Source organism: Roseobacter sp. (assembly GCF_024639605.1).
Taxonomy (GTDB): Bacteria; Pseudomonadota; Alphaproteobacteria; order Rhodobacterales; family Rhodobacteraceae; genus Roseobacter.
Window position 1 is genome coordinate 1 of record NZ_JAHEHZ010000111.1, and the last position, 11632, is coordinate 11632.

Below are 11632 nucleotides of genomic sequence, written 5' to 3' on the forward strand. Positions count from 1 at the left end.
AGATCGGGCCGACCGACAAGGGCATGGTGCGCATTTACGTCGAAGCGGACGGCGTTGAAATTCCTATGGATTTCACGCCTGACGATGCGCTGGAAATTGCAGAAGAAATATCAGCAGCCGCCGCACGAGCCCGTGCCATGTCCGGCACGAGGCGCTAACCCCACTCCTGGCCCATATCCGGGTCGCGCAGGCTGTGCAGGCGACGTGCGGCCGTGGTGGCAATCTTATGGGTGATGCCCTTCCGGCGCGGTGCGGCCAGCCGGTCCTCAGGACCCATCCTGATAATCTCGGCACCATAAGCATCACCGATGATCAGCCCGGTATCGTCGGGCAGAAGTTCCTCCGGAAAGGCCTCATCGACGGCCCAGAAAAATCTGTCGCACCATTCCAGGTAGCCCCGCCATTTCTGATCTGACTGGTAATCCGCGCGCGACGATTTGCATTCGACGATCCAGATATCTCCCTTTGGCCCCAGACCGATCACATCGACCCGCAGCCCGCGCGCAGGCACGAATTCCTCAATGCTGACAAATCCGTATCCCGCCAGCAGCCTGGCCGTACCACGCGCCAGAAGCTGGCCGGCCTGAAAGGTCTGAAGATCATCATGCGCCATGTCGCAAATATGAACATAGCAAGAACATCTCGCAAGGATTTTGTGGAAACCGGATCGATCACTCTTGTCCGGAAAGGGTTGCATCCCTAAGTAGGTTGATGACGGGTGCTGCTTTTCTCGTGACTGGTTACGTTCCAGTGGCCTTAAGCAAATCCGAGGGAGCTGGCTCTGTTCTGACCCTGGTCAGTTTATCCGGCGCCCACCTGTATATACAGGTCCTCGGGAATACAGAACCAAACGGTTACAGCGGGCCCGTCACACCCGCTTCTCTCCGCCGGAACACCTGCAGCATCGCGTTCAGCGGCGGCGGTGCAGCGGAGATTTCTCTTCGACACGCACACGGATCAGCAGCTCGTCACGCTGAGGCTGAGCAAAGAGGGTGCTTATGAAACGAGAGATGAAATCAAACATGTCCTGTGACTCCTTTGCTATATTAAATGGGCGTTCTGCGCCAAAAGTCCAGAGCCGCATCGCATATAATCACAAATGTGCAGCCCGTTGCTTATCTGTCCGCCATCCGGGCCGTGCCGGGGCTTTCGAAGGTGGTTATTGCTCCTGATCATACGGGCTTGCCGCCCGCGTGATACCCCAGGCAAACTGCACACCTGAAAAGACAATTCCGTTAAGCACCCAGAAAACGGTAACCGCCATAACCGCCACATCGGACCCCGAGACAAGGTGCCAAAGGTTGCCGACATTCAGCCAGAGCACCAGACCGGTGAAAATGCCAGCCAGAACAAACCCGGCCAGGGCACTGTGGATATAAAGTCTGACGACCTGTGGCATTGCCAGCTCCTGCTCTGCGGCCTCATGGCCCTCCGACATAGAATAGCGCGCACGGACTTTGCGTCAAAATGCGTCGGGCTGTGCCTCACGCGCCATATGGTCGATGACCGCATTCACAAATCGCGGCTCTTTGCCGTCCGGAAAAAATGCCCGTGCCACATCGACATATTCGGTGATAACAACCTTTGGGGGAGCGTCCTTTGCCTGCAGCTCAGCGCCGGCGGCCCGGAACAGAGCGCGCAGTGTGGGATCAATCCGCGCTATCGGCCATTTGGCAACCAGGGCACGGTCGGTCATCTGGTCAATCGCCGCCTGGTGGTTCACCGCCTGATCAAGGACATCAGCGAAAAGATCCATATCACCGTCCAGCATCTCAGAGCCTTCGTAGACCGCGCCGAAACGGTGATCGAGAAACTCACGACGCACGGCTTCGACCGTCTGACCGGAATGTTCCATCTGAAACAGCGCCTGCACTGCATAAAGCCGTGCGGCCGATTTCATTTTGCGGCGCTGATTGCCGGAAAGATTGCCGTGGGCAGTTGTCATGTAGTCTTTGATCCGTCTGATGCGCCGGCAATGCGATAGCTTTCGCCTGCCGGTTTGAATCCGATGCCTTTTGTCCGGGCGCCCCACTTACGGGTGAGCGCGATAAGATGCAAGGCTGCCGCTGCGGCCCCGCCGCCTTTGTTCTGACCCTCAGGATCAGCACGGACTTCGGCCTGTTTGCGGTTTTCCACAGTCAGGATACCGTTGCCGATGCACAGCCCCTGCAGCCCGAGCAACTGAATCGCGCGTGAGCTGTCGTTGCAGACCGTTTCGTAATGTGTGGTCTCTCCCCGGATCACGCAGCCCAGCGCCACGTAGCCGTCGAAATTGCTGCCCCGGTCAGAGATGCCGATGGCCGTCGGCACTTCCAGTGCGCCTGGCACTTCAACAAGTTCCCATGAGCCGCCGGCAGCCTCGGTTTCGGCACTGGCGCCGGCGACCAGATTGTCGGCGATGTCTTTGTAATAAGGTGCCACCACGATCAACAGTTTAACCGGTTTATCGAAGCACGGTCGCGCCGGAGTGTAATGCTGTTCACTTGCTGCCATAGATCAGTCCTCCGTAATCGGGCGGGTGCCGGTGATGCGCAGATTATAGGCTTCAAGCCCGGTGTATTTGGTCTGCGGGCTGTCCGTGAGCAGGATCAGATCCGACAGGCCCAGCGTTGACATGATCTGAGCGCCGGTGCCTGTGCGTTTAATCGTGCGCGGCGCGTCTTCGTCATCGCTGTCCAGACGCAGCTTCGGGTGCGGCTCCCGGAAAAGCAGTACGGCCCCCCGGCCCTCGCGGGCGATGATCTTCATGGCACGCGGCAATTCATCCGCGGGCGACGGCCCGAGCCCGAGCACATCCTCAAGTGCGTTGAGCGCATGGGTACGCACCAGAACAGGTTCGGGCGTTGCGATATTGCCTTTTGTCAGCACAACATGATCCGTACCGGTGATCTGATCGGCGAAAATACGCATTTCCCAGTCACCGCCATAGGCCGACGTGACCGTGCGCTGGTCACGCAGACGCAGCAAATTGTCGTGCTGATGCCGATAGGCAATCAGATCGCTGATCGTGCCGATTTTCAGCCCGTGAGTGTGAGCTATCTCCACCAGATCCGGCAAACGGGCCATGTCACCGTCGGGTTTCATAATCTCACAGATCACACCCGACGGGTGCAGCCCGGCGAGGCGGCTGATGTCCACCGCAGCCTCCGTGTGACCGGCACGCACCAGCACGCCACCGTCGCGCGCACGCAGCGGAAAAACGTGGCCGGGGGTTGCGATATCGGCCTGCCCCTTGCTTTCATTGATTGCGGTGGCCACCGTCAGCGCGCGGTCAGCGGCGGAAATACCGGTGCTCACACCCTCACGCGCCTCAATAGAAACAGTAAAGGCTGTCTCGTGCCTGGAGGAATTGTTCACAGCCATCATCGGCAGCCCAAGCGTGTCGATCCGTTCGGATGTCAGGGGCAGACAGATCAGCCCGCGCCCGTGCATTGCCATGAAGTTGATCGCTGTCGCATCGGCAAACTGCGCGGGGATAACAAGATCGCCCTCGTTTTCGCGATCCTCATGATCCACCAGGATGAACATGCGGCCCGCAGCCGCCTCAGCGATGATCTCGGCAATCGGTGAGATTGCATCGCGCAGGTTCGCCTCGACGGGCCCCGGGGTTTCAAAACTCATGGTTGCAGCTTTCGTCGTTTTCCTGCTGCCACATAACCGAGGCCACGCGGCTTTACCACCCGGGCCACCGCTCAGGTGTTGTGCATATCCGCGAGCCGGGCGACATAGCGGGCAAGCGTATCGATTTCCAGATTGACCCGGTCGCCGGTAGCCACATCACCCCACGTCGTTGCGGTTTTTGTGTGCGGAATAAAATTGACCCCGAATTCGCGACCCTCAACTTCATTCACGGTCAGCGAGGTGCCGTTGAGCGCCACGGACCCTTTCGGCGCGATGAATTTCGCAAGACCTTCAGGCGCGCGCAGAATGACCCGCGTGCTGTCGCCCTCGTCGGTTACCGATACCACCTCAGCAACGCCATCGACATGACCCGAAACGATATGCCCGCCGAGTTCGTCCCCGACCCGCAACGCGCGTTCAAGGTTGACCCGCTTGCCGGGCGCCCATGTGGTCAGATTGGTCTTGCTTACGGTCTCTGCACTGATCTGAACTTCGTACCAGTCAGGCCCCAGATCCACGACCGTTAGACAGACGCCGTCCGATGCAATGGAGGCCCCCATATCTATGCGCGTCGTGTCATAAGCCGTCCGGATGCGCGCCCGCAGGTCGCCTTCCTGCTTGGTTTCAGTGATGGTGCCGATATCGGTGATAATGCCCGTGAACATTGCGCCGTGCCTCTGATCTCGCGTGATGCCCCTGACCTAGCGGTGGCGCGGCCCTGTGACAAGAGCCGCTCTTGCCCCGTCAAAGTCCCGCTGTAATAGTTTGTTAACCACAACCTGATCCGATGCGCCGGACCCTTTCAGCAAAAAAGGCAAACACCTGGACGACCCTGCACCCATCGCCCCGCGTATGTTTCTGTTGTTGCAGGGGCCTCATGGTCCGTTTTTCGGGCAACTCGGCCGCGCGCTCAGCAGTACCGGGGCCGGTGTCCTGCGCGTCGGGTTCAATGCCGGAGATGCGGTCTTCTGGCCGGACAGAAAGACCTATATTCCATGGCGCGGTCGTATGGAGGACTGGCCTGCAGCGTTTGAGGCTCTGCTCGCGCAGCACGGCGTGACCGATGTGGTGCTTTACGGGGACGTTCGGCCTGTCCATGCCGAAGCCATCGCGAAAGCCCGCGCGGCGGATGTCACCGTTCATGTGTTCGAGGAAGGGTATCTGCGCCCCTGGTGGGTCACGCTGGAGCAGGGCGGCACGAATGGCAATTCACGGCTGATGGATCTGTCGCTGGAGGATATCAGGCACCTGCGCGAGACCGCTGAGCGGCAGCGCCCGGTGCCCCCCGCCCACTGGGGCGCACTCTGGCATCACGTGTTCTATGGCGCGCTCTACCACTTCTTTGTTATGTTCTTTAACCGGCGCTACCGGACATTCCGACCCCACCGCGCGCTCAGCGTCCGCTCGGAATTCCTGCTCTACGTCCGGCGTCTGGGCCTGATGCCGCTGCGCTCAATCGAACGTCGTCTGGCCACATGGCGGATCCGGCGGGGAGGCTGGCCGTATCACCTCGCTCTTTTACAGCTGGAACATGACAGCTCTTTCCAGATGCATTCGCCGTTCACCACGCAGACCGGGTTTCTGGAGGCGGTCATCAGAGGCTTTGCCGGGGGCGCGCCCGCCCATCATCACCTGGTTTTCAAGGCCCACCCGCTGGAAGACGGGCGCGCACCGCTGCGCCAGACAATCCGGCGTCTTGCACAGGCGCATGGCCTCAGTGATCGCGTGCATTACGTCGATGGCGGCAAACTTGCCGGGCTGCTGAATGACGCGGTAAGCGCCGTGACCGTTAACTCGACGGCCGGGCAGCAGGCGATCTGGCGCGGTCTGCCGCTGCGCATCTTCGGTCGGGCCGTTTATGACAAGCCGGGGCTGGTGTCGCACCAGCCGGTGGCCGGTTTTTTTGCCGATCCGGACCGTCCTGACCCTGCGGCCTATGCGCTTTTTCGCGATTTTCTGTTGGAAACCAGCCAGATACCGGGCAGCTTTTACGCAGCCGCCGGACGCCGCCAGGTGCTGCGCCTCGCGACCGACAGGCTACTCCAGGCACGTGAATGCCGCGCGGAGCGCACCGGTCCGACCGCGGCGCATCCGCAACAGTTGCGGCTCGTAAGTCACCGTCATGTCTCGTAAACACTGGATTTCGGCAAAGACCACCGCTAGGCTCATGTCAATTATGTCGGGAAAACCGGCAATCTGAGGCAGAATTACAGGTCGAGGAGACCGAGCAGTGGCACCTGAAGCATTCCGGTGGGTCCGTCCCATCGCGGCTATTGCGGTTTTCGCAGTAGTTGCATCATGCGGCCTTCCCAAGGTTGGGCCGAACAAATCCGAAATTTACAGCGGCTCCGTACAGCAGCAGGGCGACGCCTTCGTTGTCGCAGTGAATGACAGGGTCACGCGGGCTACAGCCGTCGTACCCGCGCTGGGGTTTTCTGAAAGCTTCAGAAACGCGGGCGTCGTCGGCTCAGACACCATTCAGGCCGGCGATGTTCTGGGCCTGACGATCTGGGAAAACGTGGATGACGGGTTGCTGGCGGGCGAGACGCAGAACGCCACCCTGCTGGAAACCGTCCAGGTCGACGGCCAGGGATTCATCTTTGTTCCCTATGCCGGCCGCATCAAAGCCTCCGGAAACTCGCCCGAAGCCATCCGCCGCATAATTACAGAGCGGCTGGAAGAACAAACACCAGACCCGCAGGTCGAAGTGCGTCGCATGGCGGGCGACGGCTCAACCGTGTCGCTTATCGGATCAATCGGCGGCCAGGGCGTTTATCCGATTGAACGTCCCACCCGCACGCTTTCGACCATGCTGGCCCGCGCCGGCGGCGTCACCATTGAGCCGGAGATCGCCCAGATCACTGTGCTGCGGGCAGGCCAGCGCGGCCGCATCTGGTTCCAGGATCTCTATTCGCATCCGCAGCTTGATATCGCCCTGCGGGGCGGTGATCGCATCCTCGTCGAAGAAGACACCCGGTCCTTTACCGCCCTTGGCGCGACCGGCACCCAGGCCCGTGTCGCCTTCCGCTCACAGAATATCTCCGCACTGGAGGCAATCGCCCAGGTCGGTGGCCTGATCCCGAGCGCGTCAGATGCAACAGGCATATTCATCCTCCGCAATGAAAGCCCCGAGATTGTCGCCGACGTGCTGGGGCGCAACGACCTGATTGGTGAGCAGCGCATGATCTATGTGATGGATCTGACCGAGCCCAATGGTCTTTTCCGGGCCCGTGATTTCGTGATCCGGGACGGCGACACGCTTTATGTCACCGAAGCGCCCCTCGCCCAGTGGAACAAAGCCGTATCCGGTCTCGTCGGCTCACTCCTCGGGCCCGCCGCCTCCATCGATCAGCTGGCGAACTGACACCGACCATGGGCAGCCTGTCTGACCCCGGGGCCGCCGGTTCTGAAAAGAACCGGCGGCTTTTCGTCTATAACGGCGGGTTTCTCACTGAACAGCGGGTCAGACGGATTCTCACGCTTTCAGGCTTTGACGTGAAACTCGGCGCTCCGGGCGACGGCGATGCCGTTGGCGTCTGGGGCCAAAGTCCGACCGCGCATCGCGGCGAAGCCGTGGCAGACAAACGAGGATCAGCGGTGATCCGCATCGAGGACGCCTTCCTGCGCTCGCTGCATCCCGGGCGCGCAGGAGAACCTACCGCCGGCCTCGTGATCGACGAAAAGGGCGCACATTTTGACGCTTCGGTGGTGTCGGATCTTGAGGAACTGCTCGCCACCCATCCGCTGGACGACACAGCGCTTCTGAACCGCGCCCGGGCCGCAATCGCCCGCATGGCTGAAACACATCTGTCAAAGTTCGCAGCGACCGACCCTGCCCTGCCCCTGCCGTCACCCGGCTATGTGCTGGTCATCGATCAGACCCGGGGCGATGCCTCGGTAACCGCCTGCGGTGCGGACCGGAACCGGTTTCTGGAGATGCTGTTCATGGCGCGCGAAGAGCATCCGGGTGCACCAGTTGTCATCAAATCCCACCCCGAAACCGCCCAGGGATTCAGGCCAGGGTATTTTGAAGAAGCAGACGCGGACGACACCGTGCGGTTTCTGACCGATCCGGTCAGCCCGCAACTCCTTTTTGAAGGGGCTCTGGGGGTCTACACTGTTTCTTCACAGCTGGGCTTCGAAGCGATTTTCGCAGGCCATAAGCCACGCGTTTTTGGCCAGCCTTTCTATGCGGGCTGGGGTCTCACTGCGGATGAGTTTCCGGTGCAGCGACGGCAGCGCCGCCTGACCCGCGCGCAGCTTTTTGCCGGTGCGATGATGCTTTACCCGAAATGGTACAGCCCCTTCACCGACACGCTCTGCCCGTTTGAGGACGCGCTGGAAAACCTAGCAGCACAAGCACGCACCTGGCGCGAAGACCGGCATGGCTGGGTCGCCTCGGCCATGCGCGGCTGGAAACGTGACAGCCTGCAAAAGATGTTCGGACGCCATCAGCCGGTGGTGTTCGAAGACGACCCCGGCAAGGCGCGCGCCACCGGTCGGCCGTGGATGGTCTGGGCCAGCAAGGCCGCAGTTGGACACGGAGATGCTATGCGCACTGAGGACGGCTTTCTGCGGTCGCGTGGTCTCGGGGCGGATCTGATACCACCTTTGTCGCTGATCGTGGACGGGCCGGGAATTTACTATGACCCCTCTGAGCCGTCCCGGCTGGAAGCGCTGATCACAGAACGTGCAGACCTGCGTCCCGACCAGGAGGCCCGCGCACGCGCACTGATCCGGAGCCTGAAACAGCACGGGCTCAGCAAATACACGACCGGCGGGCCGCCGCCCCCGCTGCCGGACGGACACCGGGTGCTGGTCGTGGGCCAGGTCCCGGATGATGCATCGGTGACCGCAGGCACGACAGATATCCGCACCAACGAAGCGCTGCTCCGCCGGGCGCGCGCCGAACGGCCTGATGCCATGCTGATCTATAAACCTCACCCTGATGCAGACGCCGGCCTGCGGCCCGGGGGTACGATACCAGAGGGTCTTGCCGATCTCGTGGTCAGCAATGTGGATCCGGCGGCATTGCTGAATGAGGTACAGGAAGTCTGGACGATGACCTCGCTTCTGGGGTTCGAGGCGCTCTTGCGAAGCCTGCCGGTCACGACATGCGGCGTGCCCTTTTATGCAGGATGGGGGCTCACGTCGGATCTCGGCGATGTGCCACCTAGGCGCCGGGCGACGCCTTCCCTTGAAGGTCTCGTGCACGCCGCACTCATCGATTATCCGCGCTACATGGACCCGGTGACGGGCCTGCCCTGCCCCGTCGAGGTTGCGGTCGCGCGTCTTGCCTCAGCCAGGCTGCCACGACCGGGTCTGAAAAATCGCCTTCTGGCAAAACTGCAGGGGCTTTTCGCAGGCCAGGCCCACCGCTGGCGCTGATAAGATCCCGATCAGAGCCCGGGCCTGCGCCATATGGTCATTACATCAGCGCCTGCGGGACGTGTCCCGGCAAGTTCGAAGCGTGACGCCTGACTGAGCCGGTCCAGACCCAGCGCGCCGACCGACGGCAACCCTTCGGCACCGATGCCAAGACCTGCGGTAAAACTGATCAGTTCATCGACGAGATCTGCCTCAATGAGTGAAGCGGCGAGCGCGCTGCCGCCCTCGCAAAAGATCCGGCTGATCCCGTACCCGGCGAGCTGTCGCAGCACATCCGCAGGGTCAAGCTGCCCACCCGCGGCCTCGCAGGGCAGCAAAACAGCGCCAAGCTCTTCCCAGGTCTGTCTCAGTGCCCGGTCGGCGTCATGTCCGTGACAAAGAAGTACAGGCACCTCGCGCGCGGTGCGCGCGAGCGTGCTCATCAGCGGCAGATCAAGCCGGCGACTGATGACAACGCGGGCAGGCTGTTGAGAGATCCCGAGGTCTCGCACCGTCAGTGCCGGGTCATCCTTGCGCGCCGTGCCACCGCCGACCATGACCGCATCGTGGCACGCGCGCTGCGCATGAACCATGCGCCTGGCCTCAGGGCCGGTGATCCATTTACTTTCGCCGGTGGCGGTCGCGATGCGGCCATCAAGACTGGCCGCAAGCTTGAGCGTCAGGAACGGACGGTCGAGTTCCGTTTTTGCAAAGAAACCGGCATTCGCAAGACGGGCCTCGTGCTCCAGCAGCCCGGTCTCAACGGTAATGCCGGCATCGCGCAGCATTTGCAGCCCCTGTCCCGCCACACGCGCGTCAGGATCGCCCGTGGCCACGAAAACCCGCGCAACACCTGCCGTGATAAGCGCCTCCGCACAGGGCGGTGTCTGACCGTGATGCGCGCAGGGCTCGAGCGTGACATAAACATCTGCACCGCGGGCCGCCCCGGCCGCCTGTCGCAGGGCTTCGGTTTCGGCATGAGGCCGCCCACCCGGCTGTGTCCAGCCCCGGCCGACAATGCGGCCCTCGTGCACGATCACGCAGCCAACTGCCGGGTTCGGCGAGACACGGCCAAGCCCCCGCCGGCCCAGTGAAAGCGCCAGCGCCATAAAGCGCCGGGGGTCGCTCACTCTTCGGGCGGCACGTCCGGCCGCAGCTCGCTCACAAATTTATCAAAGTCATCAGCAGCCTGGAAGTTCTTGTAAACACTCGCAAACCGCACGTAGGCTACGGTATCGATCCGGGCCAGCGCCTCCATCACGATCTCACCGATCTGTTTGGAATTGATGTCGGTCTCGCCCATGCTCTCAAGACGCCGCACAATACCTGAGATCATCTGATCAATGCGCTCAGGATCAATAGGGCGTTTCTGCATCGAAATGCGGATGGAACGCTCGAGCTTGTCGCGGTCGAAATCCTCACGCTTGCCGTTGGATTTAATAACCACCAGGTCCCGCAACTGCACCCGTTCGTAGGTTGTGAACCGCCCTCCGCAGGCCGGACAAAAGCGCCGGCGCCGGATGGACACATGGTCTTCAGCGGGACGGCTGTCTTTTACCTGGGTATCGATGTTTCCGCAAAACGGGCAGCGCATGGGCCGTCCCCCTTCTTCAAGTCTCTGCCTCAGTTGTGGGATCACCGCCCCACTTGTGGATACTTATAGGATACGACCTGGGTTTTGGGTAGTACTGAATTGCACCCCCTCAGTATAGTGGGATGGTGTGGCGTTTATGCGCTTAGGAACTGAGCGGCAACTTCGCGGCCGTGCGGGCGGGTCCGGTGCTCAAACAGATAGATCCCCTGCCATGTTCCGAGCACCGGCCGTCCACCGGTGACCGGAATGGTCAGGCTGACCGGCATCATCGCGGCCTTGAGATGGGCCGGCATATCGTCGGGCCCTTCGGCGGTATGTCTCAGATACTGCATGGACGGATCATCGGCAGACGGCACAAGACGGTCGAAGAACGCGCGCAGATCGCGCTGCACATCCCTGTCGGCATTTTCCTGGATTATCAGCGAGGCCGAAGTATGCCTGACCATCAGCACAACAGCCCCGTCACCCTGACCGTTCAGCCAGTGCCTGACATCACCGGTGAACTCATAAAGCCCCGGGCCGTCCGTCTGAATGTCGAAAATGTGCATCAGATCTCCTGAATGCGAACTCAGAAACGGTCGAGGAACTCATCGACCGGCAGATCGCAGAAGTTCAGCGCGTGACTTACCGCCAGATTATCGCCGACCCGGCGCACCGAAAGCGAATAGGACTGCGGGGATCGTGCAAGCTCTTCATCCGGCTCCAGCGTGAACACCACGCTCTTGGCACCTTTTACCCGTTTCGACGGGCCCCGGGCCTCAAGTATATAGAGCCGTTTGCGTGTCGTATCCCGCCCGATCGCGCGGGTATAATCCGCCGCTGCACACCATATCCCCCGCGGGCCCGCGCCCCGGTCTTCAATCACTTCAAAGGTGTCATTTGTAAGCGGTATGACCGGCAGCCAGTTGATCGCCCGGTATGTCTTCGCCGCAACCGGAACCGCAAAGGCAAGCGCTGCCGCTGTCAGAACAATTACCCGCATCTTTTTGTCTCCGTTGAAACCGCTTTATCCGGAGAAATATACGATACGGACCGGTTTTGGGGAAATCA

General features: G+C 61.2%; 14 protein-coding genes. 4 read left to right on the forward strand and 10 right to left on the reverse strand.

The window, feature by feature from the left end; genetic code table 11:
- Nucleotides 1–2: 2 nt before the first annotated feature.
- Nucleotides 3–158: a DUF6324 family protein gene (locus tag Q0M35_RS13610; protein ID WP_295316231.1), complete on the forward strand. Its 156-nt coding sequence runs from the start codon at nucleotides 3–5 to the stop codon at nucleotides 156–158.
- Here Q0M35_RS13610 and Q0M35_RS13615 read toward each other — a convergent pair.
- The 6 genes from Q0M35_RS13615 to Q0M35_RS13640 all read right to left on the reverse strand — a co-directional run bounded on the left by Q0M35_RS13615 (nucleotide 155) and on the right by Q0M35_RS13640 (nucleotide 4286).
- The gene (locus Q0M35_RS13615) at nucleotides 155–613 is read right to left on the reverse strand and encodes an MmcB family DNA repair protein (protein ID WP_295316208.1); all 459 of its coding nucleotides are present in this window, start codon (nucleotides 611–613) and stop codon (nucleotides 155–157) included. The genes Q0M35_RS13610 and Q0M35_RS13615 overlap by 4 nt on opposite strands.
- A gap of 546 nt (nucleotides 614–1159) precedes the next feature.
- The gene (locus tag Q0M35_RS13620; RefSeq protein WP_295316210.1) at nucleotides 1160–1399 is read right to left on the reverse strand and encodes a hypothetical protein; all 240 of its coding nucleotides are present in this window, start codon (nucleotides 1397–1399) and stop codon (nucleotides 1160–1162) included.
- Between the two features lie 63 nt (nucleotides 1400–1462).
- Complete coding sequence (gene nusB / locus Q0M35_RS13625; protein ID WP_295316212.1) at nucleotides 1463–1945, reverse strand: transcription antitermination factor NusB; 483 nt, start codon at nucleotides 1943–1945, stop codon at nucleotides 1463–1465.
- Nucleotides 1942–2493, reverse strand: a complete 552-nt coding sequence (locus tag Q0M35_RS13630) for a 6,7-dimethyl-8-ribityllumazine synthase (RefSeq protein ID WP_295316214.1) — start codon at nucleotides 2491–2493, stop codon at nucleotides 1942–1944. Before Q0M35_RS13630 ends, nusB begins: the two co-directional genes overlap by 4 nt.
- A 3-nt stretch (nucleotides 2494–2496) precedes the next feature.
- Nucleotides 2497–3621, reverse strand: a complete 1125-nt coding sequence (gene ribB / locus Q0M35_RS13635) for a 3,4-dihydroxy-2-butanone-4-phosphate synthase (protein WP_295316216.1) — start codon at nucleotides 3619–3621, stop codon at nucleotides 2497–2499.
- A gap of 71 nt (nucleotides 3622–3692) precedes the next feature.
- Nucleotides 3693–4286: a riboflavin synthase gene (locus Q0M35_RS13640; RefSeq protein ID WP_295316218.1), complete on the reverse strand. Its 594-nt coding sequence runs from the start codon at nucleotides 4284–4286 to the stop codon at nucleotides 3693–3695.
- Nucleotides 4287–4473: 187 nt separating this feature from the next.
- Here Q0M35_RS13640 and Q0M35_RS13645 point away from each other — a divergent pair, with 187 nt between their 5' ends.
- The 3 genes from Q0M35_RS13645 to Q0M35_RS13655 all read left to right on the forward strand — a co-directional run bounded on the left by Q0M35_RS13645 (nucleotide 4474) and on the right by Q0M35_RS13655 (nucleotide 9009).
- Entirely contained in the window at nucleotides 4474–5754 is a 1281-nt protein-coding gene (locus Q0M35_RS13645; protein WP_295316220.1) for a capsule biosynthesis protein CapA, read from the forward strand.
- 97 nt (nucleotides 5755–5851) lie between these two features.
- Nucleotides 5852–6985, forward strand: a complete 1134-nt coding sequence (locus tag Q0M35_RS13650) for a polysaccharide biosynthesis/export family protein (RefSeq protein WP_295316222.1) — start codon at nucleotides 5852–5854, stop codon at nucleotides 6983–6985.
- 8 nt (nucleotides 6986–6993) lie between these two features.
- The gene (locus tag Q0M35_RS13655; RefSeq protein WP_295316224.1) at nucleotides 6994–9009 is read left to right on the forward strand and encodes a capsular polysaccharide biosynthesis protein; all 2016 of its coding nucleotides are present in this window, start codon (nucleotides 6994–6996) and stop codon (nucleotides 9007–9009) included.
- A gap of 11 nt (nucleotides 9010–9020) precedes the next feature.
- Here Q0M35_RS13655 and ribD read toward each other — a convergent pair whose 3' ends face one another.
- From ribD to Q0M35_RS13675, 4 genes are all read right to left on the reverse strand, one after another.
- A complete protein-coding gene (gene ribD, locus Q0M35_RS13660) occupies nucleotides 9021–10097 on the reverse strand; it encodes a bifunctional diaminohydroxyphosphoribosylaminopyrimidine deaminase/5-amino-6-(5-phosphoribosylamino)uracil reductase RibD (protein ID WP_295316233.1) in 1077 nt (358 codons plus the stop codon).
- 17 nt (nucleotides 10098–10114) lie between these two features.
- Entirely contained in the window at nucleotides 10115–10582 is a 468-nt protein-coding gene (nrdR, locus tag Q0M35_RS13665; RefSeq protein ID WP_169639892.1) for a transcriptional regulator NrdR, read from the reverse strand.
- A 134-nt stretch (nucleotides 10583–10716) separates the two neighbouring features.
- A complete protein-coding gene (locus Q0M35_RS13670) occupies nucleotides 10717–11133 on the reverse strand; it encodes a secondary thiamine-phosphate synthase enzyme YjbQ (protein ID WP_295316235.1) in 417 nt (138 codons plus the stop codon).
- Nucleotides 11134–11150: 17 nt separating this feature from the next.
- Nucleotides 11151–11564 (reverse strand): hypothetical protein, encoded by a 414-nt coding sequence (locus Q0M35_RS13675; RefSeq protein ID WP_295316228.1) that lies wholly within the window; start codon nucleotides 11562–11564, stop codon nucleotides 11151–11153.
- Nucleotides 11565–11632 lie beyond the last annotated feature (68 nt).